Source organism: Candidatus Limnocylindrales bacterium (assembly GCA_035626395.1).
Taxonomy (GTDB): domain Bacteria; phylum Desulfobacterota; class Binatia; order UBA1149; family CAITLU01; genus DASPNH01.
This window is the reverse complement of the sequence record DASPNR010000002.1, coordinates 165276-188292: the sequence shown is the minus strand read 5'-3', so window position 1 is coordinate 188292 and position 23017 is coordinate 165276. Positions and strand designations below refer to the sequence as shown.

Genomic DNA, 23017 nt, shown 5'->3' with positions numbered 1-23017 from the left:
TGGCCGGATGCACACCGTCGACGTCATCCGCGAAAAGCTGACGGCAGCGCTGGCGCCGACCGAGCTGGTTATCGAAGACGACAGCGGCCGCCATCGCGGACACAAGGGCAGCGGCGGCGGCGGCCACTACCTCGTGCGCGTGGTTTCGGACCGCTTCGCCGGTCTCGGACCGGTTGCGCGTCACCGGCTCGTCTATCAGGCCCTCAGCAACGAGATGGGCGGCAGCGTCCATGCGCTGGCGCTGACGACGCTGACGCCCGAGGAAGCAGCGCCCAGATAGATGCCGCTGGTCCTGCGCAACCGGGAGCTTTTCTATGCGGGGCTTCTTGCGCTGACCGTGCTGCTTCCCGCGCCCGGCTTCCTGCTGCTGGCCGTAAGCGGCCGGGCCTCGCAGTCGCTGCTGGCCAGGCTCCTGGCCCCATCCACCGTCGGAGCGATGCATGCGTCCTTCGTGCTGCTGCCGGCGCTGATCGCGTTCTTCGCCATCTCGGTTCCCGCAGCCTTTCGCACGCTGACGAGGTCGCGGCCGCCCGCCGCCGAGCTTGCGCGAGCGGCGATGCTGGGGCTGGCGGTGCTGGCGTACGTCTCCGGCGGCGGAGCGGGGTGGGGCGCACTGGTCGCACTGGTCGCGGTGCTCGGCATTTCGGCTCTGCCGGCAGCGCCGCTGCTCTCGCGAGTGGCGCCGTGGCTGGCGCCGCGGGCCGCTCTGGCCGCCAGCGCGTGCTGGCTCGGCGTCGTCTATTACCAGATCGATCTGCTCTATGGCGCCGCGCCCAGCTACGCGATCGCGCCGAGCCTGGCGGTGCTGGCCATGGCGCTTGCCGTCGTCGCGCTGGCCGTGGCCACGGCGCGTGCCGCCGCGGCGCCGACGCCGGCGTGGTTGCAGGCGACGATGACGGGATGGGCTGCCATCGTGCTCGCACTGCTCGCGCCTCGCGTAGGAGAGATCTTCGCGCCGCCAGCCGATGCACCGGTGGAAGTGGCGACGGGGCTGATCGCTGCGCTCCTTGGCGGCTTCTGCGCGTTCGCCGGTCGTGATCGCACCGAGGGCGCCGGGTCCAGCGGGCACGGACGCGCTTCCCGTTCGGCTGCGCATTCGCATAGAGTCGACTCCTCGATGGAGAACCCATGAGCAGATTCGAGCATCCCGTCGGTGATGCCCTGATGGCGCGTGCCGAGCGCGTCATCCCCGGCGGCATCTACGGCCACCAGAGCCCATCCTTCCTCGTCGAAGGCATCTTTCCGCGCTTCCTGTCGCGTTCGCGCGGCTGCCGCGTCTGGGATCCGGACGGGCACGAGTACGTCGACTTCCTGTGCGCGTATGGTCCCATGGTGCTCGGTTATCTCGATCCAGTGGTCGAGGCCGCGGCCGAGGAGCAGCGCCGTCAGTGCGACAGCGGAAACGTTCCGCCGCCGAACATGGTCGAGCTGGCCGAGAAGCTGGTTGCGATCACGGTCGGCATGGACTGGGCGATGTTCGCCAAGAACGGCTCCGACGTCTGCACCTGGGCGCTCGCCGTGGCGCGGCACGCCACCGGCCGCGACGTCGTCGTGATGGCGCAGGGCACCTACCACGGCGTGCACGGCTGGTGTAACTCGTTCGGCCGTGGCTTTCCCGCCGCCGACCGCGCCAACATCGCCAGCTTCGTCTGGAACGATGTCGGCTCGCTCGAGCACGCGTTCGCGCAGAATGACGGCCGCGTGGCCGGCGTGATCGTCACACCGTTTCGTCACGAGGCCATGCACGATCAGGAGATGCCCGCGCCGGGGTTCCTGCAGGCGGTGCGCGATCTGTGCACCCGCCACGGCAGCGTCATGATCGTCGACGACGTGCGCGCGGGGTTCCGGCTGCACATCGGCGGCTCGACGCAGCGCTGGAGCGTGACACCGGACATGCTCGTGTATTCGAAGGCGGTGGCCAACGGGTATCCGCTGGCCGTCATGATGGGCCGCGATTCGCTCCGTGATGCGGCGCGGGCCGTGTTCGTCACGGGTACCTTCTTCACACAGGCCGTTCCCATCGCCGCCGCCATCGCGACGGTGGCCGAGATCGAAAAGCGCGGCGCCATCGCCAGGATGGAACGGGCCGGCCAGCGGCTGTGCGACGGGCTGATCGAGCGCGCTCGCGGCTACGGCCTGGAAGTGACGATCAGCGGACCGCCGGCCATTCCGTTCATGAGCTTCGTGGCCGATGCCGGCGGCTTCGATCGCAACCGCCTCTTCGCCGGCGAGGCTGCGGCCAATGGCGCGTTCTTCCATCCGCACCACAACTGGTTCGTCTCGGCCGCGCACGAAGATGCCGACATCGATGCGGGCCTCGCGGCGGCCGAGGCCGGGTTTGCCGCCGTGGCGCGAAAGTTCGGCAAGGATCGCGCGTGAAGCCGTCGGCCCGAAGCCTGCCCTCGATGAAGTCGCGCCGCGCAAAGGACCGGCCGTGAAGCTGCCGAAGCAGGCCACGTTGATCCTGACGCACTACGGGCGGCGCTCGGGCAAGCCATTCAACGTCAAGATCTGGTACGCGGACGTGGACGGCGAGCTCTGGATCGGCAGCATGGACGGCAACCGGAATTGGGTAAAGAACGTGCGGGCCTCCGGCCGCGCCAAAGTCGACTTCGGCACCGGCCCTTTGGAGTGCACGTTCGAGCCGGTCACCGATGCGGAGGGCACCGCGCGGTATCGCGCCGCCATCGCGGCCAAATACCCGATCCTTAGCAGGATCATCGCGCTGCTGGTGCGCCGCGGACGTTACGCCACGTTTCGCGGGCGCCTGAAGGATTGACAGCCTTGTTCCTTCGCGTTGTCATCGCAGCTGGAGCATCGACGTGAAACGACACTTCTTCGTCTGCACTCATCGACGCTCCGAAGGCGGCCCCAAGGCATCCTGCGCCGTCAACGGCTCGGAGTCCGTTCTGTTCGCGCTTCGGGAGGAGAGGGAACGACGGGGGCTGTCGGCCGAGGTCAACCTGACCGCGACCGGCTGCCTCGGACCGTGCCCGGTGCGCGGCGCCTCCATCGTCGTCTATCCCGAAGGCGTCTGGTACACGGGCGTCACCGAAGCCGACGTTCCCGAAATCGTCCAGCGGCACATGATCGGCGGCCAGCCCGTGGATCGGCTGCGCGACCCGTTCTTCGACCAATAGCTGCGGCGGCGCTACGACAGCGTGGCGACGGCGTCGGCGACCAGGTCGCCGACCTGCGTGGTGCTGTAGCCCATCCGGCCGGCGTTCATCGATTCGAGCTTCTCGGCCGCCACGTGCGCGATGGCCTTCTCGATCTGATCGGCCGCCCGCGTCTCGCCGAGCTCGGCCAGCAGCATCTGCGCGGCGGCGATGGCCGCCATCGGATTGATGACGTTCTGCCCCGTGTACTTGGGCGCCGAGCCGCCGATCGGCTCGAACATCGAGACCTTGCCGGGATGGATGTTGCCGCCGGCGGCGATGCCCATGCCGCCCTGGATCATCGCGCCGAGGTCGGTGATGATGTCGCCGAACATGTTGTCGGTGACGATCACGTCGAACCATTCCGGGTTCTTCACCATCCACATGCACGTGGCATCCACGTGCGCGTACTCGCGCTTGATGTCGGGATAGTCGGCGTTGCCCACTTCGTGGAACGCGCGCTCCCACAGGTCGAACGCATAGGTGAGGACGTTGGTCTTGCCACAAAGCGTGAGCGTGTTGCGGCGGCCGCGCTTGCGCGTGTACTCGAACGCGTAGCGCAGGCATCGCTCGACGCCGTGGCGGGTGTTGACCGACTCCTGCACCGCCACTTCGTGCGGCGTGCCGCGCCGCAGGTAGCCGCCGGCGCCGGCGTAGAGGCCTTCGGTGTTCTCGCGCACGACGACGAAGTCGATGTGCTCGGGCCCCTTGTCGGCCAGCGGCGTCTCGACACCGGGATAGAGCTTGACCGGTCGCAGGTTGATGTACAGGTCCAGCTCGAAGCGCAGGCGCAGCAGGATGCCCTTCTCGAGAATACCCGGCTTGACGTCGGGGTGTCCGATGGCTCCGAGCAGGATCGCGTCGAATTTCTGCAGGTCGGCAACTGCCGTCTCCGGCAGCACCTCGCCCGTGCGCAGGTAGCGGTCGCCGCCAAAGTCGAACTCGGTAGTCTCGTATTTGAAGCCGCAGCTGTCGGCGGCCGCGCTGAGGACCTTGAGAGCTTCGGCAACGACCTCGGGGCCGGTGCCATCGCCGGGAATGACGGCAATCTTGTGCAAAGCGGGACTCCTGCGATTGGTTTGGAGGAAGGGCATCGGCCGCCTGCGCGGCCTGCGCGACGGGCCTGCGATGACCCGTCGTCGGCCCGAAAATCGCGCGGATATTAGCGGAGAATCGCTGCGCTACAAGCCGACCGGCGCATGCGCGCGCAGGTTGAAATCGACCCCGACGCTGACATACTCGCAAGCTCCAGGCGGCGTACCCAAGTGGTTAAGGGAGAGGTCTGCAAAACCTCCATGCAGCGGTTCAAATCCGCTCGCCGCCTCCACTCTTCCAGAACAGCGACAGGCCTCAGTGCAGCGCCGCCGCAGCCTCCGAGAACAGAGGCTCATAAACGGGCGGCGCATCCACCCGCAGCTCGGCGCGAATCTCCTCGAGCGGCCGCTCGAGCCAGCCTTCCCAGTCGACGGCCGTCATGTTGCGCGCCCTGAGACCGCGACGGAATCCCTGCCAGAACAGCCGCGGCGCGTCCTTGTGCCCGTTGGCGTAGAGCTTGATCAGGCCCGCGATGACGATGAAGGCCACGCCGGGATTGCGTACCTGCGCGCACGTGAACGCCAGCAGCGAGCCTTCGCCGAGCAGATCGCGCCCGTAGCCGGTGACGACGTGCCAGATGTCGTGCGCGTCGCGCAGGCGGTCGGACAGGTTCTTGGCGCGCGGGTCGAGGAAGACGCTCTCCTCGATGTGCTGGTCGCTGGCGTCGACGAGGCCGGATGCGGAGATGTGCTCGCGCTCGACGAACTCGACGTACGTGCGGCCAAGCGATCCGATCGGCATCGAGCGCAGCCGCTCGCGGTCCTCGAGCACGCCCACCAGATCCGTGCGCGTTTCCAGAACCCGGCGACCTTCCGGATCGGCCAGTGTCCTCTGGAAGAGACGCTCGAAGCTATCACCGGTAAGCGCGCGGATGATCGCGAAAACCTGGGCGGTATCGTCGGGATTGTTCAAGAGCCGCTTGATGGCTCGATTTGCCTCTTTGGGGTCGATCCTTCGCTTCAGGACGCCTCGGCCTCTGACACCGTTCATCGCGCTGTCTCCTTTGCCGCCTCTCCGCTACTTCGGCCCGGTTATTTGCAGCGTAGGTGCACCTTACACTCGTGTCAACACGCAGAAGTGCGACCAAAGCCGAATGGCAGAAGAAACCTCCCGCGCATCGAGGGGCGCGAGCCACAGCCTTGCACTGCAACGGAAGCGCGCGGCCAGGCCGCAAGAGCGTCCGCGGCAGCGCCATCGCCCGCAGGGCGTCCGGTTATTGCGCCAGCCACCGTGCAGGCAGCTGGAGCCGGCCGGCGAGTGCCTGGCCTAGCCACTCGAGCCAGCCCGGCTCGTGCCGTGCTCTCGAGGCCACGTACGCCCGAATGTCCTGCGCGTCCTGCTCGCTCAGAACGTCGGCGAAGGAAGCCATGCCTCTGCTCGCGAACACGCCGCCAAGGACGATCTGGTTCCAGACGGTGTAGATCTCGGCGGCCGAAAAGCGCAGGTCCGGATAAAGGCCCGAGCTGATCGTGCCGACGCCGTGGCAGCGGGCGCAGTGCATGCTGTAGAGCGCGCGTCCGCGCTCGAGCTGCTCGGCAGTGGCCGGAATGGCTGGAGCGGTGATGGTTTTGGCTGCGGGCTCGGGGGGCGAGGGCAACACCGCCTGGCCGCCGATCTTGTACGCGACGATGCGGCCGGTGTTCGGCGCCGGCACGCGCGTGTAATGACCGCCGGCGGAGCCGCCGAGGCCCGTCATGACGGCGACGAACTGCTCACCGGCGACTTCGTACGTGACCGGCGATGCCATGATTCCGGTGCCGGCATCGCGCTCCCACAGCAGCTGCCCGCTTGTGGCATCATACGCCGCGAACATTCCCGACGTCCGGCCCTGAAAGACCAGGCCGCCGGCCGTTGCCAGAGCGCCGGCAGGAATGCCGTGCCCATGATCGATCTGCCAGGCCTGCGCGTTGCGCACCGGATCCCACGCCGTCAGATGCGTGCGGACGTTGTAGCGTGCCAGCTCCTCGAAGCCTTCGACCTCGGCCGCCACCGACGGCAGATCCTCGGCCGTGTTGAAGTGGCCGAGCGCGTACTTGTACCTGGCGTCGGGCAGGTAGGCGTACACCGATTCGAAAGTCGGAATGTAGACGAGCCCGGTCAGCGGGCTGTAGGCCATCGGATGCCAGTTGTGGCCACCGGGAATGCCGGGAGTGACGAGTGAACGGCCCTTGTTCCAGGCCGCCTCGGCGCGCTCGATGGGCCGGCCCGTCTTGATGTCGATGCCGCTGGCCCAGGAGACGTCGATGTAGGGCGCGGCAGAGATCAGGTCGCCCGTCTTGCGGTCGAGCACGTAGAAGAAGCCGTTCTTCGGTGCCTGAAGCAGTACCTGGTGCGCGGCGCCACCGATGACGATGTCGGCCAGGATCATGTGCTGCGTGGCCGTGTAGTCCCACGCCTCGCCCGGTGTGGTCTGGTAGTGCCATCGGAGCGATCCATCGTCCGGATCGACGGCCAGGATCGAGGCGACGAACAGATTGTCTCCGCCGCCGGGGCTTCGCTGCTCGCGGTTGTAGACGGAGGCGTTGCCGACGCCGACATAGAGGAGGTCGAGTTGCGGGTCGTAGGACATCGAGTCCCAGACGGTTCCGCCGAGGCCCGACTCCCACAGCGAATCGGACGACCACGTCGCTGCCGCGAATTCGAGCTCGGGATGTTCGAACGGCCCGGTCTTGCTTGCCGGCACCGTGTAGAAGCGCCACAGCATCCGGCCGGTGTCGGCGTCGTAAGCGCTGAAGTAGCCGCGCACCCCGAACTCGGCGCCGCCGTTGCCGATGATGACCTTGTCCTTCAGCACGCGCGGCGCGCCGGTAATGGTGTAGGGACGGGCGGTGTCGGTGGTCTGCACTTCCCAGACGACCTTGCCGGTTGCAGCGTCCAGGCAGATCAGGCGGCCATCGAGCGCGCCGAGATAAAGGCGGCCCTTCCACGCGGCCACGCCGCGATTGACGACGTCGCAGCACGCGTCGCGGGCCTTGGCCCCCGGCACGGCAGGATCGTACATCCACAGCTGCTTTCCCGTGGCGGCATCCAGCGCGTAGACCTTGCTCCATGCGCCGGTGGCGTAGAGGACGCCGTCGATCACCAGCGGCGTCGTCTCGTTGCCGCGCGTGGTGCCGGCATCGTAGAACCAGGCCAGCTCGAGCTGCGCAACGTTGCTCTTGTCGATCCTGGCGAGCGGACTGAAGCGCTGCTCGGAGAAGGTGCGGCCGTGGCCGAGCCACTGTCCCGGCTCGGTATCGGCCGCTTCGAGCCGCTGCGTGTCGACCCATGCCGGCGGGCGTTGCCCGTTCAACGGCGTTGCGGTCGAAGAGGCCGGCGCTGCAACCGCGCCGGTTGCCGATGCCTGCGCGACCACCGCATCGGCTTGCGGCTCGTGCGGCGCAGCTCTGCCAGGAAGATGCATGTCGGCGTGCGCCGCCAGGGCCTGCGCGTGCAGAGCCGCCGGCGCCGCCAGCGCGCGCGCCGTCAGCAGAAGGGATGCGAGCGCGAGCGCGCCGCCAAACGTTGCCGTCACTTCGTCTTGCGGCCTACATGAATTTGCGGGCCAGCCACTCCTTCATGCGCGTGTAGGGCGGGTAGGCGACCTTGGGATCCATCCGCGTCGGCTTTTGCACCACCGCCTTGCGATGGCTGAAACACTCGAAGCCCCAGCGCCCGTGATAGGAGCCCATGCCGCTGGGCCCGACGCCGCCAAAGGGCAGGTTCGGATTCGCCACATGCCAGAGCGTGGCGTTGACGCACGCGCCGCCCGAGCTCGTCTCGCCGAGCACGCGCTGCGCCAGCGTGTTGTCGGAGGTGAAGACGTAGAGCGCCAGCGGCTTCTCGCGCTCGTTGATGAAGTCGATCGCCTCCTGCTCGCTTTCGACGGTGAGGATGGGAAGGATGGGGCCGAAGATCTCATCCTCCATCACCTTGGCCGTAGGCTTTGCTCGAACGATGGTCGGCGCGACGTAACGCTGGGCGCGGTCGATCTGTCCGCCCGCGACGACTTCGACGTCGTCCTGCAGAACGCTCGCAAGCCGCTCCACGTGACGGTCGCCGACGATGCGGCCGTAGCTGTCGGAAGCCTTGGGATCGTCGCCGTAGAACTCGGCCAGCGTCTCCTTGAGCTTCTCGACCAGCTCTTCCTCGACCTCGCTGTGCACGAGCACGTAGTCGGGAGCGGTGCAGGTCTGGCCGGCGTTGGTCCACTTGCCCCAGGCGATGCGATGCGCGGCCACGTCCAGATCGGCGTCCGGCATGACGATGCACGGGCTCTTGCCGCCCAGCTCCAGCGTCACCGGCGTCAGGTGCCTCGCGGCCGCCGCCATCACCACGCGTCCGACGCGGCCGTTGCCGGTGTAGAAGATGTGGTCGAACGGCTGCTCCAGAAGCAGCGTGGTCTCCTCGACCGCGCCTTCGACGACCGCGATGCAGTCGTTGTCCATGTACCTGGGGATGAGCTCGGCGATCAGGGCCGAGGTCGCCGGAGTCATCTCCGACGGCTTGACCACCGCGCAGTTGCCGGCCGCAACGGCCGCGACCAGCGGGTTGAAGGTGAGCTGCACGGGGTAGTTCCATGGTGCGATGATCAGAACCACTCCGAGCGGGTCGAACTGGATCCAGGCCTTGCCGGGCTTCTGGATCGCCGGCAGAGGCGCGCGCTGCGGCCGCATCCACGAATCGAGGTTCTTCAGCGCCAGCGCGGCTTCGCCCAAAGGGAATCCGAGATCGGTCGTGTAGGCTTCGAAGGCCGGCTTGCCGAGGTCCTTGCGCAGCGCCTCCTCGAAGCGCTGCGTGTTCTCCTTGAGCAGTTGCTCGATCGCTCGAAGCTGCTCCTTGCGCCAGGCTGCCGGACGCGTCCTGCCCGTGCGGAACGTCTCGCGAAGACGGGCAGGGATTGCGGCGATGCGGTCGCGGGCGTCGGTGTCGAAGGCGATGTTTGCGGCGGTAGCTGCCATGGTCCGCTCCTTGCCGGCCCTGACCACGATGGCCGCCGGACTTCTTCCGAGGATGTACCGCGGATGCCAGGGGTGGGCCAGCCTGCACCGGCTACCGCCGCGCCAATGGCAGAAATCGCCCGCTCCAAGGCCGCCCCCCGCGCCGCAATGGGGTCAGGTCTTGCTTTGGGCATTCTGGCTGCGGCTGACCTCCGCAGCAGGGCATGCGCTCAAGTCTCGAGCATCGCGTGTAGCGTCGGGGAGCGGCGCGTGCGGCCTCCGCTGCAGGTGTCTTGAGATAGGAGCCGCCGGCGTGCCGGTCGCGCGGCGCCGTGCTGCGTTCTAGACTGCGCGCTCCGAAGGTTCCTCCGAACGTGGCTACGTCACGCTCGGATCCGCCGGGATGGTGGAACTGGTAGACACTGGGGACTTAAAATCCCCTGGCCGGCAACGGCCGTCCGGGTTCGAGTCCCGGTCCCGGCACTTCGAGCAGGGCGTGCATGCGACCTTCCGCTCGCACACGAGCCTGACGCTGCGTTCGCGTGGCACGAACCATTGCCGAGCTGCCTGGCCAGGAACCGAGACATCGCACCACCGCATGCCCAGGCTTCCCGCCAACGCCGTTCATCCCTTCACTCGCGCTCAGTGGCGCGCCTGGCTGGCGAAAAATCACCGGCGCACGACCGGCGTCTGGCTCGTCTGGTATCGGCGTGAGACGGGCAAGCCTCGCGTCGAGTACGCACACGCCGTCGAAGAGGCGCTCTGCTACGGCTGGATCGACAGCAAAGCGATGACGCTCGACGCGACTCGATCGATGCAGTGGTTCAGTCCACGCAAGTCCGGGAGCCGGTGGTCCGCGCTGAACAAGGAACGCGTCGCACGCATGATCGCGCAGCGCCGGATGACTGCAGCCGGGCTGGCCAAGGTGGCGGCGGCGCAGGCGGATGGATCGTGGAGCCGCCTCGACGGCGTCGAGGCGCTCGAGATTCCACGCGACCTGGCGGCCGCATTCCGGCGCCATCGCCGATCCGGCGTCCACTTCGAGATGTTCCCCGCATCGGTCAAGCGAATGATCCTGGCTTGGATCCTGGAGGCGAAGAAGCCGGAGACGCGCGCGCGCCGGATCGAAGAGACGGCTCGGCTCGCATCGCAGAACATCCGCGCGCGCGGGAACGTCGCCGGCAACCGCAGCAAAGCCCGGAGTGGTCGAGGCAATCCTTGACGCGGCGATGCGTGCGGGCCGCGCGGGGCGGCCGATCCTGGCCGTGACGAATTCAATCGGGCCATGTCGAATAGGCCGGCCGCCGGCGACTATGGGCAAAGCGGCCGCTTCGGCACGCGACAACGACATTCCGCAGGAGGAAGCCATGCAACTGACGCCCTATTTGTTCTTCAACGGAGACTGCGCCGAGGCCCTGAAGCTGTACGAACGGTGCCTGGGGGCCAGAATCCTGGCCAGGATGACGTGGGCCGAAGCGCCAATGGCCGACCAGATGCCCAAGGCGCTGCACGACAAGGTCATGCACTTTCACATGGAGATCGACGGCAGCTCCGTCATGGGCGGAGATGCGCCGCCGGAGCGCTACAACAGGCCGCAGGGCTTCTTCGTCGCCATCCGGACCGGAAGCATCGAGCAGGCCGAGCGGATGTTCGCCGACCTGTCCGAGAAGGGCGTGGTGCGAGAGCCGATCGGGGAGACGTTCTTCGCGCTGCGCTTCGGCATGCTCGTCGACCGTTTTGGTACTCCGTGGATGGTTCTCTGCGAGCGGTCGATGTAGCGGATGGCAGGCGGCAGGGTCCGCCGTGACACAGGCGCGCTACACGGCCCTGTCACTGCCATGCCGTCCGCTACTCAGGCGAGCGACGCACGGCGCGGCAAAAACCGGCGTGCCGTCTTGCGCTTGGGCGCGAGCAGACTCGGGCCGCTGGCATCTTCGCGGGGCCTGTGACTGCATCGGGCCTCCACAACCCATCACCAAAGGAGCCTGCCGATGGCTGGTAACGTTCGTCCCATCCCCGAAGGCTATCACTCCATCACCCCCTACCTCATCGTCGATGACGCATCCGCGGCCATCGAGTTCTACAAGAAGGCGTTCGGTGCCACCGAGCTGTTCCGCATCCCATCACCGGGCAACAAGATCGGCCATGCCGAGCTGCGCATCGGCAACTCGATCATGATGATGGCCGATGAGCATCCGGAGGTCGGTGCGCGCAGCCCGCGCACCATCGGCGGCTCGCCGGTCAGCATCATGCTCTACGTCGAGGACGTCGATGCGGTGGCGAGGCAGGCGGTGGCGGCCGGCGCCAAATGCGTGCGCGAGGTGAGCAACCAGTTCTATGGCGACCGCGCCGGCAGCTTCGAGGATCCCTTCGGCCATCAGTGGCACGTCCATACGCACGTCGAGGACGTGTCGGCCGAGGAGATGCAGCGGCGCTCCAAGGAGATGCACGGAGCGTAACGGGCGATTGTACCTGGCCCGGGATTAGGCCCATAGATCGGGACGATGGCGGCGCCGCAGCGGAATCGTCCCTGGTTCGCTCGTCCGAAGGTCTGGGGAGCGCTGGTGCTGGCGCTGTTCGCGCTGGAGCGCGCGTTTCCCGACGGCATCGCCAACGCCCAGAGCGCCGACGATGTTTTCGACGTCGTCCTGAAGCTCGTGACGATCGGGGCCGTGGCCCTGGTCGTTGCCGGCATCTTCACGTTCGCTCTGGTCGCGGTGATTCATCGCGCCGTGCTGCGGCGCACCGGACCGCCCGACTGGGTGAACGGCTACCTTCCGCTCTTCGCTGCCGTGGGCCTGCTGGTAGGCTGGGCCGGCTGGGAATTCGTTTTCTATCTGACGGAGAACGGCGTGCCGCCCGGAATCTGGTGGCTGGCCATCTTCGTGTGGGCCGGGACGTTCGGCCTGCTCGAGGCTGGCGTGCGTCTCCGTCAATACCTGCGCTGATCATCAAGAGGAGCTCGATGCTGCGATCGTCCCGTCCCATTTCCCTGGCGCTGCTGAGCGCCGCCATGTTTCTCGGCCTGTCCGTTCCCGCAGTCGCACAGACCTGCGGGGACGTCGACGGCAGCGACAGCGTCGTTGCCTCCGACGCATTGCTCGTGCTGAAGAAGGCCGTGGGCCAGAACGTCGAGCTGACTTGCGAAGGCGAGTGCGCCTCGCTCGAGCCGCAGGTCGCCGATCTTCAGGAGCGCATCGAGCAGCTCGAGACCTTGCTGGCGAGCTTCAGCCTCGTCGGGGACACGGTGGTGGTGACGGGCGTCAACCTGCAGATCGTCAGCGGGAGCGGCAGCACGGCCGGCGAGACCAACGGTCTCGGCAACCTGATCGTCGGATACAACGAAGGCGTGGGAGCGCAGGAGCGCACCGGCTCGCACAACATCGTGGTGGGGCGCGAGCACGAGTACACCAGCTTCGGCGGCATCGTGGCCGGGAACACCAACACCATCGACGGGCCCGAGGCCACGGTCCTTGGCGGCAGGAACAACCTGGCCAGCGGCAGCGCCGCCAGCGTCAGCGGTGGCAACACCAATACCGCCAGCGGCGATTATGCAGCCGTCAGCGGCGGCAGCGACAATCAGGCTACAGCGACGTATGCGTCCGTCGCGGGCGGCTTCGACAATACCGCCAGCGGACAACATTCTGCGATCGCGGGCGGCTGTGAGAACACCGCCACGCATACCTTCGCGCACGTCAGTGGCGGTCAGAAGAACAATGCCACGGCCAACTGGGCCAGCGTCAGCGGCGGGTTCAATCGCACGTCCAATGCGACGCACGAATGGACGGCCGGTGCTCTGCAGCAGCCGAACTGAGATCGGAATCGTCTTCGCGAAAGGATGACGGGAAAGGCGGGGGAGCGAGCGAGGCGTTCGGGGTACCGGACGCGGGTGGTCGTCCGGTACCCCGCAGGCAACTCCTACCAGCGGCTGCCGCGATCGCCGCGGTCATCGCCGCGGCGGCCGCCGCCGCCGTCGCGCTCACGAGGCTTGGCCTCGTTGACGCGCAGGCTGCGTCCATCGAGCTCGGTCTGGTCGAGGGCCTGGATGGCCTTCGCAGCAGCCGATGCTTCCATCTCGACGAAGCCGAAACCGCGCGAGCGGCCCGTGTCGCGGTCGATCACGACGGACACGGAATGCACGTCGCCATGCTGGGAGAAAAGCTTGCGCAGCGCTTCTTCGGTGGTCTGGAACGGGAGGTTACCTACGTAGATCTTCTTGGACATGGTCTTCCTTGGCACGCGCTCGCAACCGAGGTGCGTGGTCTGGTCTCGTGATCCTGCGTGAAGAACCCAGAGACGGGGTTGATCGGGTGGGTTGGACGGGAAGGGGATCGGAGGCGGGGCCGCAGCAGCCGCGGCCCCGCGCCGAGAGATGCTCCTGAATGCAATCGTTTCGAATGACCGGTCTTACCAGCGGCCGCGGCCGCCGCCGCCGCGATCATCGCCGCCGCGGCCGCCGCCCCCGCGACCGCCGCCGCCACCGCCGCCGCCTTCGCGCGGCTTGGCTTCATTGACTTTGAGATTGCGGCCTTCGAGCTCGTACTGGTCCAGCGCCTCGATGGCCTTGGCCGCACCGGCGGCCTCCATCTCCACGAACCCGAATCCGCGCGGGCGGCCCGTGTCACGGTCGGTGATGAGGGAGACGGAGTGCACTTCGCCGTGCTGTGCGAAGAGCTGGCGGATGGTCTCTTCCGTGGTGCGGAAGGGAAGGTTTCCTACGTAGATCTTCTTGGACATCGTGCTCCTTGGACTCGCGCCACCCTCATGGCGCGAACTCGGTCATAAGGCTCGGGCTTTCGAGGCGGTCACAGGTGCGATGCTTGTGGTGGAGCGGAGGCTGAGGGCATGAGCTCTGAGGAGGAGATAACTCGCTTCGGCAGGAGAATCAGTACGACAGCCGCGGTAACAAACACCGCATCCTGGGGATAATTAAACATACTTCCGGAGGGTTGCCAACCCCTGTGACGGCAATCTATTCGTCGTTCGGGCTCCGAAAAAGAACGGCCCTGTCATGATCTTCCGCGATCGGCTACAAGGCGCTGCCACCGTGGTCGGCACGGGGAGTGGGGGAGCATGCGATATCGAGTTCTGTCGTCGGCCGCGCTCATGGCGGCCTCTATTCTGTGGCCGGAGCAGGGCCTGGCGCGCCGGGTCCACGTCATCAAGCAGGTCACGCAGCTTACGCAGGGAATCGTCGAAAGACCGCGAATCCAGCAGGTTCGGGGCGAGCTCGTAAGCTTCGTCTCCGACGGCGACGTGCTGGGGCCGGGCAGCGCGCATCTCGGCCAGCGCGAGGTGTACCTGTGGACGTTCGCGACTGACGCGCTGCAACGCGCGACGACCACTCCAGGCGGCGAAAGCTACGACGCATCGCGCGTAACCGACGATTTTCGCAGCAAGCGGCAGCCTTACATCGCCTTCATTTCCACTGGCGATCTGGTGCCCGGTGTCGGCAACGCCGACGGCAACCCCGAGCTGTTCCTGTGGGCGGTCGAGACGGGCGAGATTCGGCAGCTGACGCAGACCTCGGCTCCGGTCGTCAACGCGCTGCCGCATCCGAGCGATACGGGCGATTGCATCGTCTTTGAGTCCACCGGCGACCTCGACAACAACGACGGGGGCTTCGGTACCTCGGGCCCCAGCGGCTACTCGAACATGGACGGCAGTCAGGAAGTCTTCTACCTCGACTTCCGCGACAACGGCTTCGACAACTATCACTTCACGCAGATGAGCAACGGGCCGGCCGGCACCACCAGCTCCCATGGAAGCGTGGGTGGATATTTCTACTTCAACCAGTGCCATACGCTGACCTACCAGTCCGACCACGATCAGCTCGGCAACGGCTCCACCGGCACCAACGTCTATGAGTTCTTCCGGCAGGAGGCGCTGACCAAGCAGGTGTCGCTGCCGAACAATCTCGGCGGCGCCAGCATCGAGCCCATCATGTCGGGAGCAGGGCTGGCCACCGGCGGGCCCTCTGTCGTCTTCGCCAGCGACGCCAACCTCTTCGACAACGGCAGCAGCGGATTCCACATCTACAAGATGGCCACGCTGACCGGCCTGCTGCGGCAGGTCACCGGCGACCCCGCCGGCGGCCACCGCCGGCCCACGGTCAGCGACGGCAGCTCCGCCGTATTCTTCGAGACCACCGGCGAGCCGTCCGACGTCGAGCGCGGCACCAAGATCGGGCCGCCGGGTCCGCACAACGCGGACGGTAACAGCGAGATCGTGCGCTTCACCGGCCGCAATCGCGTCCACTGGATCACGCGAACGCAGGGATGCACCAACGACTACGCCACCATCAACGGCAACGGCCGCGCAGCAGCCTTCCGTACCGACTGCGAGCTGGTGCCGGGCTTCAACGTTCTCGGCCAGCAGCAGGTCATGGCCTACTACGAGGTGCACTTTCGCGAGTTCCTCTACCAGCCCGAGGACTGCTCGCTCCTGCAGCGCTGCTGCAGCACTGCCAATGGTTGCTACGAAGAGGTGATGGCGCGCGCGTACAAGGTGCCGCGGCCGATCCGCGATTGACCGAGCTGAGTCGGCTGTCGAGGCGGTGGACGTTTTCGAGCGGACTTCAGCGGCGAGTCAGGCGTCCCAGATCATGCTGCGGCCGGTGTTCTCCGACAGGAGGAGGTCGGCGGGCGAGCGTTTGTCGATGTGGCCGATCAGGCCGCAGTAGACGCCGAAGCCGCACAGTTCCTTGAGGCGTGGCGAGAATCCGCGCGCGATCTCGAGCGGAATGCCCAGCTGCTGGTTCTCCTGCTGGCGGATGTAGCCGGCGCAGTAGTTCATCGCCAGACCCATGCGCCGCCGGTCGCTGCGGTTGGCGCCGCCGCCATGCCACAGGCTGCCGTGCCAGATCAGCACCGACCCGCGGGCCATCTCGGCCGCAATCGAATCGTAATGCTTCCCGTAGGCCGGCGAGCGGTCCTTCCGATGCGAGCCGGGGATGATGCGGGTGGCGCCGTTGGTCTCGGTGAAGTCCGTCAGCGCCCACATCGAGTTGCACACCGTGGGCGGGTGCGGCTTGGGAATGGGGATGAGCTGGTCGTCGGCGTGAATGGGCTGCGCCATCTCGCCCGGGTCGATTGCGATCGACGAAAGCGAGGACACCAGGCACCCCGGGTCCAGCACGCCTTCGACCACCGGCAGAACGTTCTCGTGCACCGGCACCTTCTCGAAGCAGCGGCCGCGCGCAAGCAGGTTGTAGATGCGCACCGTGTTGGCGCCTTCGAAGGAGTTGCCGGCCGGCGCCGCGTTCAGCTCGCGCTCCAGGCGCGCCAGCGTCTCGTTCAGCTCCTCGACGAGGTCGGGCTCGATTGCGTTCTCGACGATGGTGTAGCCGTGCTCGGCGATCCGCTCGACGTGCGCCTGGGCCTGCTGCGGCGTCATCGCTGCCAGCGAATCAGGCCGCGCGCTCGCGGGCGCGCAGGTGCTCCGGAACCAGCGGCTGGACGCCCAGCTCTTCGAGAAGGCTGCGATCGTGATCGCAGTCGGGATTGCCGGTGGTCAGCAGCTTCTCGCCGTAGAAGATGGAGTTGGCGCCCGCCAGGAAGCAGAGCGCCTGCGCTTCGTCGGTCAGGTTCGTGCGACCGGCCGACAGCCGGACGATGGATGCGGGCATCATGATGCGTGCGGTGGCGATCATCCGCACCAGCTCGAGCGCCGGCACGGGCTCGGCGTTCGCCAGTGGCGTACCCTCGACCGCCATCAGCGTGTTGATCGGAACGCTCTCGGGATGCACGGGCAGGTTTGCCAGCTCCACCAGCATGGCGCAGCGATCGTCGATGGACTCGCCCATGCCCAGGATGCCGCCGCTGCAGACGGTGATGCCGGCCTCGCGCACGTGGCGCAGCGTCGTCAGCCGCTCCTCGTAGGTGCGAGTGGTGATGATCTTCTCGTAGAAGTCGCGCGAGCTGTCGAGGTTGTGGTTGTAGGCGACCAGGCCGGCGTCCTTCAGTCGACGCGCCTGTTCTCCGGTCAGCATTCCCAGCGTCACGCACGCTTCCAGGCCGATGTCGGTGACGCCGCGAACCATGTCGCAGACGCGATCGAACGGCTCGCCGTCCTTGACCTCCCGCCAGGCGGCTCCCATGCAGAAGCGGCTGGCGCCGGCATCCTTGGCCGCACGCGCGGCGGCCAGCACCGCATCCACCTGCATCAGCGGCTCGCGCGCAACGCCGGTCTCGTAGTGCGCGCTCTGCGGGCAGTACGCGCAATCCTCGGGGCAACCTCCCGTCTTGATCGACAGCAGCGTGCACAGCTGCACCTCGTTGGCTGCGTGAAACTGCCGGTGCACGGCCTGCGCACGGAAAACCAGATCCGTCAGCGGAAGGTCGTGCACCCCCCGGGCATCCGCCAACGTCCAATCATGCCGAACCGCGGAATCCATCGCCGCTATCTACTGAGACAGCCACGTAGGAGCAACCACGGTGAGCGGCGAAAAAAAGAGCGCGGCTGGTGGTTGCCAACCGCGCTCTCCACGCGCTCGTTCAGGTATCAGGTGCCTTCAGGCCGAGCGGCGTCCATGGGCTTGATCGGAGCCCACCGAGGATTCTCCCGTGGAGGAGATGTCATGCGCGCCCTCGCGCTCCAGGATGTCCTTGGCACGGCTGATCTCGTCGCCGCTGTCGGCGTGCACCGAGATCAGCGCATTGCCTTCCCGGACCTTGCCTTCGTAGCGCTTGGCTTCGTACTCGGGCATGCCGAGCCCGACCAGCGCGCCCGTCAGGCCTCCGGCGGCCGCGCCGACCGCCGCGCCGGCCAGCGTGGCCATGATCGGGCCGGCCGCGATGAACGGGCCAACGCCGGGAATGGCCAGCGAACCGATGCCGATCATCCAGCCGAGTGCGCCGCCGAGCAGACCGCCGGCGCCCGCGCCGGTGGTCGCGCCTTCGGGAGCCTTCGTGTGCTGCTCGTGCGCGAAATCGCGCGTGCCGGTCTTGTCCGGAAACAGCACCGAGATGTCGTCACCGGAAAATCCCGAAGCCTTGAGCGCATTGGCGATGCGGACCACTTGAGACTCGCTATCCGCGATACCGAACACTGCTTTCTTCATGCCAAACCTCCTGCCGTCTTGCCCTTCGCAGACGGGATGCTGGTCGCGACGAAACGTCGGGAACCTCAGTTGCTCGTCGCGATCTCGATCTCGTTCTGGACGCGCTTGACGCCGGCGACCCGCTGCGCCGCCGCGGCGACCGCCGCCTTTTCCTCGGCGCTCGCCACCGGTCCGCGCAGCGTCACCACACCGTTTTCGGTGATGATCTTGACGTTGCGGGCGTTGGTCGACAGCGAATCGTTCGCCACGACGGCCTTGCGCACTTCCTGCGTGATGGTCACGTCGGCGCGGGAGTTGGACTGATCATCCGCGGTCAGCGAGGCATCGCTGCGATCGCGCACGTTCTTGCCCGAGTTGTCGGCCGCGTAACGATTGGGATCGCCGCCCGTCCCCGGCGCGGGAGCCATCGCACGTCGCTGATCCTGCGCTGCGCCGGTTCCGGCCATGCCCGTGCCGGTCGCGGTGCCCGTCCCGGTAGCCGTGCCCGTACCGGTGGCACCGGCCGTGCCGGTAGGCGGCGTTCCGCCCGGCGCCGTAGGCGAATTGGCGGCGAGCCGGTCACTGCCCGGCGTGCGCTGGTCGCCCGTCGGCGCCTGTGCGGGATTGGCGTTTCTTCCCTCGACGTCGCGTGCCGCATTGGCGGTGCGCTGATCGTCGGCCGAGTCTCCCTTGACGAGGCCACGATCATCGCCGCTGTCGGCCGATCTCATGCCCGGGCCCGTCGTATCCGAATCCTCCGGTCCACTGCAGGCCGCAACGGCTCCTGCAATCATCAGCACTGCAATCAACTGTTTCATAATTCGATCCTTGGGTTGGGGTTGCTTTACCCTGCCTGGTGCAAGGTCCAATTCGTTCGACAGCGCGAGCCTAGTCTCGATTCAACTTTGCGTGCAATACGGCCGGTGAAACTTGCGCGGCCGCGTCGATACCAGCGTGCGCGCTCCACGCGCCGCAACTCATCCTGGCGAGCACATGCGCAGCGACCCCTAAAGATGGCGGGCAGCGCTGAGGGAATGGCGCAATAGACATTGCGTCTTTGTGCGCCCGTGACTTGGTGGCATCCCGACCGAGTGGAGCACTCCCAGCGTGCGCCAGTCATAGCGAGACCGTGATGCATCGCTGATGCGCGAATCCGTCTGCCAGGCGTGCGCCACCGCTAGCGTGGGCGCGTCGACGGCTCCGCCCCCGCCACACCGTCAGGTCTTCGACTGCGCAGCCTCCATCTGAAGCTCGATCTCGACCTCTTCACCGATGAGCAGGCCGCCGCTGTCCAGGCTCTTGTTCCACTCGATGCCGTAGTCCTTGCGGTTGAGCTTCGTGGTTCCGGCAAAGCCTGCCTTCGAGTTGCCCCACGGATCGGTGGCCACTCCGTACCATTCCACCTCGATGACGATCGGTCTGGTCACGCCGTGCATGGTGAGCTCGCCGTGCAGCTTGCCGGCGGTCTTGTCGTCGTTGACGTCGGTGAGCTTGTCGGCCTTGAACGTGATCTTCGGGTGCCGCGCCACGTCGAAGAAGTCCTCGTTGCGCAGATGCTCGTCGCGCTTGGCGTCGCCCGTGTCGATGCTGGCGACGTCGATGGTCCCCTCCACCTTGACCGTGTCGCGCTTGACCGGATCGAGAACGACGGTGCCGCCGAACGAGCGGAACTGGCCGGTCACCTTCGAGAGCAGATGGCGGATGCGGAAGTTGACGCTGCTGTGGCTCTTGTCGACCTGGAACGTCACCTCCTCGGCGCGAGCGCCGGAGCAGGCGAGCAGCAGCGAGGCGAAGAGCACGGCGGCGAGCGGCTTGCGGATCATTCGTGTTCTCCTCGATCCCGGGGCGCATGCAGCGTGATCAGCGTGATCTCGCGCGGCGAGAACACGCGCACCGGCTGTCCGGTGACGCCGAGCCCCAGGTTGACGTGCAGAATGCTGTTGCCGCGCCGGTAGGTGCCGCGCGGATAGGCCGTCATGAAATGCGCCAGCGATGCCTGGCGGGCACGCGGCCAGGGCAGGGCGAGCTGGCCGCCGTGCGTGTGGCCCGCCAGCACCAGCCCCATGCCGAGCGCGCACGCCTGCTCGAACAGGTCGGGCCGATGCGAAAGCAGGATGGCCGCCGCGCCGGCTGGCAGGCGCGACGCCAGCGGCGGCAGCGCGTCGTGCTCGCGAACGCCGCGCGCCCAGTCCAGGCCGGCATCGTCGATGCCGAGAACGTGCAGGCGCGCGCCGTCTCGCTCGATGGCGACCGAGTCGTTGCGCAGCACGGTGAAGGACGTGTACCGCCGCAGCAGAGCCGTCACCTCGTCGGCGCCGGTATAGAAATCATGGTTGCCGAGAATGGCCAGCACGCCGTCGCGCGCGCGCAGCCGGCCGAGCACCGGGAACGTCACGGGCGCGTGATGGACGCCGTCGGTGATGTCGCCGGTGAGCACGACCAGATCGGGCACCAGCGAATGAACGGTCTCCACGTGCGGAGCCAGCGCATCGGCGTCCATGTAGTTGCCGAGGTGGATGTCGCTGACCTGGACGATGCGGTAGCCGTCGAACGCCGGCGCCAGGCCCGGCAGGGCGATCTCGAGCCGCACGATCTCGACGCGCCGCTGCCCGCTGCCATAGCCGTGCGCCAGCGCGCCGGTGACCGCGAGCAGCCCGAGCGAGCCGAGGACTTCGGCCGCGGCGTACGCGTGTCCGGCATCCACCGGCAACCCTGCCAGCGAGGCCACGTGCAGCCACACGCCGGCCACGCCCCAGAACGTTCCGTTCAGGAGCAGGAAGACCATGCCGAACAGGGACGTGAACACGACGCCGACATACGCGCGCCGCAGCCGTGAGGTCAGCGCACGCGGCGGCGTTCCCGGCCGCAGCACGGCGCGGTTGACGAAATGCAGCGCCACCGGGCCTGCCAGGTGCATCCACCAAGGCAGCCGGACGTCGGCGACGACGACCACCACCCAGGCCAGACACACCCACAGCGCGAGCGCGGCCGTGAAGACGAGAAGACGGAAGAAGTTCCGCCAGAAGAAGCGTTGCACTATCGGAACAGATCCTCGCCCGGCGGACGCACCAGGTCGCCCGCCGTGCCATCACCGGCTTCGTACCTATAGCCGCGGATGAGCACGGCCGGGATGCCGGCGGCCTTGCCCATGACCAGCCCCGCCGCGGCCGCCAGCTGATCCGCCACCGCGATGACCGTGTGCTCCAGGCCGCGCCCGCTCCAGTCGCGCCGGCCCAGATGATCGTCGAGCACTCTCAGACCGGCCGCGCCGATGGCAAAGTCGATCTGCCCGAGTCGCCACGGCCGGCCGAACGTATCGGTGATGATGACGGCCACGCCGACGCCGAAGCGCTCGAGAAGACGCGTTCGAAGCTGCTCGGCCGAACGGTCGGCATCGACGGGCAGCAACGTGACCTCGCCTTCGTGCGCCTGATTGGAGCGGTCGATGCCGGAGTTGGCCGAGATGAAGCCCTTGGCGGTGGCGGTGATGAGATGCCCGTTGCCCATGCGCAGGACCTCGGTCGCCTCCCGCAGTGCCAGCTCGACCAGCGCCGGATCCTTTTCGTAGGCGGCGGCGAACTCGCGGGCCCGGGCGGACGGCTCGACGTCCGTCAGCTTGACGACGCGTCCTTCGGCCTTGGAGACGACCTTCTGGCATACGACCACGACGTCGCCGTCCTTGAGGCCGTATCGAGCGGCTTCGATCGCATCCCCGAGCAGGCCCCCAAGATCCTGTCCCGGATGCACGGATGGAAGGCCGCCGATGGGCAGCAGGACGACCGAGCTCAAGGGCGCTTCCTGCGGGCGCTCGTGCGCGGCGACGTCGCCGACCCGGCTGCCTTGCCGACGGGCGGCTTGGCCGCGCGTGCTTTGGCGCCGCGCCGCGGCCAGATGCCTTCGCACAAGAAGCGCGCGAGCTGCTCGGCGCGGCGCGGCTCCAGAATGAGGATGTCGTGCTCGACGATCTGCATGCCCGGCGGAGCAGAATGGCGCGGACGGTCGCCGGGCGCCACTACCAGGCGCGAGGCCAGGCCGCGATAAAGCTCGGCAATCGCAGTCACTTCCGCCTTGTGGCCGAGGCTGCGCAGCATCGCGGCCAGCGGTCCTTTGACCGCGCGACCGCCGATCAGCGGACTGACCGCCACCACCCGCTCGCGCGCGGCAGCCAGCGCACGCCGAATTCCCGGCACCGACAGGATCGGTCCGACGCTGACGAAGGGGTTGCTGGGCGCGATGATGATGCGCGTGGAACGTTCGATGGCGCGCAGCACGCCGGCGGCGGGTTTTGCGCTGCGGGCGCCGCGGTAGCGCACCGCCTGCACGCGCGGCCTTCCGCGCAGCCGCACCAGGTACTCCTGAAACGCCAGCTCGCCGCGATCGCTGTCGATGATGGTCCGAACCGGCTGGTCGGACATCGGCAGCACGCGCAGGCCCACGCCATGTGCCGTGGCGATCTCGCGCGTCACCTCGCTCAGCGTCGCGCCGGCCGACAGCCGCCAGGTCCGATAGATGTGCGTGGCCATGTCGCGATCGCCGAGGGCGAACCAGCCGGGGCCGGCGAGGCGCTCGAGCGCTTCCCGCACGCGCGAGGTGTCGTTCTCGATGCCCCAGCCGCGATCGATCGGGGCGAGCCCGGCCATCGTGTAGATGATGGTGTCGATGTCGGGCGAAACGTGCAGGCCGTAGAACGTATCGTCGTCGCCGGTGTTGACGACGACCGTCAGCCGCTCGTGCGGCACGACGCGCGCCAGGCCGCGCAGCAGACGCGCGGCGCCGACTCCGCCTGCGATCAGGGTGATCAAGAT

Annotated in this window: 25 protein-coding genes and 2 tRNA genes; 13 read left to right on the top strand and 14 right to left on the bottom strand. The window is 67.4% G+C overall.

The window, feature by feature from the left end; all coding sequences use genetic code 11:
- Positions 1 to 7: 7 nt before the first annotated feature.
- Genes VEC57_01210 through VEC57_01190 form a run of 5 tightly spaced genes read left to right on the top strand, consistent with a single transcriptional unit; the run spans position 8 to position 3140 of the window.
- Positions 8 to 280, top strand: a complete 273-nt coding sequence (locus VEC57_01210; protein HYB97727.1) for a BolA family protein — start codon at positions 8 to 10, stop codon at positions 278 to 280.
- Complete coding sequence (locus VEC57_01205; GenBank protein ID HYB97726.1) at positions 281 to 1132, top strand: hypothetical protein; 852 nt, start codon at positions 281 to 283, stop codon at positions 1130 to 1132.
- Positions 1129 to 2379: an aminotransferase class III-fold pyridoxal phosphate-dependent enzyme gene (locus VEC57_01200; GenBank protein ID HYB97725.1), complete on the top strand. Its 1251-nt coding sequence runs from the start codon at positions 1129 to 1131 to the stop codon at positions 2377 to 2379. The genes VEC57_01205 and VEC57_01200 overlap by 4 nt, the downstream gene beginning before the upstream one ends.
- A gap of 55 nt (positions 2380 to 2434) precedes the next feature.
- Positions 2435 to 2779, top strand: coding sequence for a nitroreductase family deazaflavin-dependent oxidoreductase (locus VEC57_01195; protein HYB97724.1), 345 nt, complete (start codon positions 2435 to 2437; stop codon positions 2777 to 2779).
- Positions 2780 to 2822: 43 nt separating this feature from the next.
- Positions 2823 to 3140, top strand: coding sequence for a (2Fe-2S) ferredoxin domain-containing protein (locus tag VEC57_01190; protein ID HYB97723.1), 318 nt, complete (start codon positions 2823 to 2825; stop codon positions 3138 to 3140).
- 11 nt (positions 3141 to 3151) lie between these two features.
- Here the strand turns inward: VEC57_01190 and VEC57_01185 are convergent, their stop codons facing one another.
- Entirely contained in the window at positions 3152 to 4216 is a 1065-nt protein-coding gene (locus VEC57_01185; protein HYB97722.1) for a 3-isopropylmalate dehydrogenase, read from the bottom strand.
- A 193-nt stretch (positions 4217 to 4409) separates the two neighbouring features.
- Between VEC57_01185 and VEC57_01180 the strand changes: the two genes are divergently transcribed.
- Positions 4410 to 4485, top strand: a tRNA-Cys gene (locus VEC57_01180).
- Between the two features lie 23 nt (positions 4486 to 4508).
- Here the strand turns inward: VEC57_01180 and VEC57_01175 are convergent.
- The 3 genes from VEC57_01175 to VEC57_01165 form a co-directional block, all read right to left on the bottom strand.
- Positions 4509 to 5243, bottom strand: a complete 735-nt coding sequence (locus tag VEC57_01175; GenBank protein ID HYB97721.1) for a Coq4 family protein — start codon at positions 5241 to 5243, stop codon at positions 4509 to 4511.
- Between the two features lie 223 nt (positions 5244 to 5466).
- The gene (locus tag VEC57_01170; GenBank protein HYB97720.1) at positions 5467 to 7767 is read right to left on the bottom strand and encodes a PQQ-dependent dehydrogenase, methanol/ethanol family; all 2301 of its coding nucleotides are present in this window, start codon (positions 7765 to 7767) and stop codon (positions 5467 to 5469) included.
- Between the two features lie 13 nt (positions 7768 to 7780).
- Positions 7781 to 9193 carry an aldehyde dehydrogenase family protein gene (locus tag VEC57_01165; GenBank protein ID HYB97719.1) on the bottom strand — a complete coding sequence of 471 codons (1413 nt, stop codon included), beginning with the start codon at positions 9191 to 9193 and terminating at the stop codon, positions 7781 to 7783.
- Positions 9194 to 9569: 376 nt separating this feature from the next.
- Between VEC57_01165 and VEC57_01160 the strand changes: the two genes are divergently transcribed.
- The 6 genes from VEC57_01160 (at position 9570) to VEC57_01135 (ending at position 12986) form a co-directional block, all read left to right on the top strand.
- A tRNA-Leu gene (locus VEC57_01160) sits at positions 9570 to 9655 on the top strand.
- Positions 9656 to 9770: 115 nt separating this feature from the next.
- Positions 9771 to 10394: a YdeI/OmpD-associated family protein gene (locus VEC57_01155; GenBank protein HYB97718.1), complete on the top strand. Its 624-nt coding sequence runs from the start codon at positions 9771 to 9773 to the stop codon at positions 10392 to 10394.
- A gap of 145 nt (positions 10395 to 10539) precedes the next feature.
- Entirely contained in the window at positions 10540 to 10950 is a 411-nt protein-coding gene (locus VEC57_01150; GenBank protein HYB97717.1) for a VOC family protein, read from the top strand.
- A 213-nt stretch (positions 10951 to 11163) separates the two neighbouring features.
- Positions 11164 to 11631: a VOC family protein gene (locus VEC57_01145; GenBank protein ID HYB97716.1), complete on the top strand. Its 468-nt coding sequence runs from the start codon at positions 11164 to 11166 to the stop codon at positions 11629 to 11631.
- Positions 11632 to 11676: 45 nt separating this feature from the next.
- Positions 11677 to 12120: a hypothetical protein gene (locus tag VEC57_01140; GenBank protein ID HYB97715.1), complete on the top strand. Its 444-nt coding sequence runs from the start codon at positions 11677 to 11679 to the stop codon at positions 12118 to 12120.
- Between the two features lie 17 nt (positions 12121 to 12137).
- Entirely contained in the window at positions 12138 to 12986 is an 849-nt protein-coding gene (locus tag VEC57_01135; protein ID HYB97714.1) for a hypothetical protein, read from the top strand.
- Positions 12987 to 13090: 104 nt separating this feature from the next.
- On the opposite strand, the gene VEC57_01130 is transcribed toward VEC57_01135, so the two are convergent.
- On the bottom strand, positions 13091 to 13396 hold the full coding sequence (locus VEC57_01130) for an RNA-binding protein (protein ID HYB97713.1): 306 nt from the start codon (positions 13394 to 13396) through the stop codon (positions 13091 to 13093).
- Between the two features lie 183 nt (positions 13397 to 13579).
- Positions 13580 to 13909 carry an RNA-binding protein gene (locus tag VEC57_01125; protein ID HYB97712.1) on the bottom strand — a complete coding sequence of 110 codons (330 nt, stop codon included), beginning with the start codon at positions 13907 to 13909 and terminating at the stop codon, positions 13580 to 13582.
- Positions 13910 to 14245: 336 nt separating this feature from the next.
- Here VEC57_01125 and VEC57_01120 point away from each other — a divergent pair, with 336 nt between their 5' ends.
- A complete protein-coding gene (locus tag VEC57_01120) occupies positions 14246 to 15703 on the top strand; it encodes a hypothetical protein (GenBank protein ID HYB97711.1) in 1458 nt (485 codons plus the stop codon).
- Positions 15704 to 15760: 57 nt separating this feature from the next.
- On the opposite strand, the gene VEC57_01115 is transcribed toward VEC57_01120, so the two are convergent.
- From VEC57_01115 to cofD, 8 genes are all read right to left on the bottom strand, one after another.
- Entirely contained in the window at positions 15761 to 16567 is an 807-nt protein-coding gene (locus VEC57_01115; GenBank protein ID HYB97710.1) for a phytanoyl-CoA dioxygenase family protein, read from the bottom strand.
- Between the two features lie 13 nt (positions 16568 to 16580).
- Entirely contained in the window at positions 16581 to 17567 is a 987-nt protein-coding gene (bioB, locus tag VEC57_01110; protein ID HYB97709.1) for a biotin synthase BioB, read from the bottom strand.
- A 117-nt stretch (positions 17568 to 17684) separates the two neighbouring features.
- Positions 17685 to 18233 carry a hypothetical protein gene (locus VEC57_01105; GenBank protein ID HYB97708.1) on the bottom strand — a complete coding sequence of 183 codons (549 nt, stop codon included), beginning with the start codon at positions 18231 to 18233 and terminating at the stop codon, positions 17685 to 17687.
- 65 nt (positions 18234 to 18298) lie between these two features.
- On the bottom strand, positions 18299 to 19030 hold the full coding sequence (locus VEC57_01100) for a BON domain-containing protein (GenBank protein HYB97707.1): 732 nt from the start codon (positions 19028 to 19030) through the stop codon (positions 18299 to 18301).
- A 399-nt stretch (positions 19031 to 19429) separates the two neighbouring features.
- On the bottom strand, positions 19430 to 20035 hold the full coding sequence (locus VEC57_01095; protein HYB97706.1) for a YceI family protein: 606 nt from the start codon (positions 20033 to 20035) through the stop codon (positions 19430 to 19432).
- On the bottom strand, positions 20032 to 21249 hold the full coding sequence (locus VEC57_01090) for a metallophosphoesterase (protein HYB97705.1): 1218 nt from the start codon (positions 21247 to 21249) through the stop codon (positions 20032 to 20034). Before VEC57_01090 ends, VEC57_01095 begins: the two co-directional genes overlap by 4 nt.
- Positions 21249 to 22001, bottom strand: coding sequence for a coenzyme F420-0:L-glutamate ligase (gene cofE, locus VEC57_01085; protein ID HYB97704.1), 753 nt, complete (start codon positions 21999 to 22001; stop codon positions 21249 to 21251). The genes VEC57_01090 and cofE overlap by 1 nt, the downstream gene beginning before the upstream one ends.
- Positions 21998 to 23014, bottom strand: coding sequence for a 2-phospho-L-lactate transferase (gene cofD / locus VEC57_01080; protein ID HYB97703.1), 1017 nt, complete (start codon positions 23012 to 23014; stop codon positions 21998 to 22000). The genes cofE and cofD overlap by 4 nt, the downstream gene beginning before the upstream one ends.
- Positions 23015 to 23017: the final 3 nt, after the last annotated feature.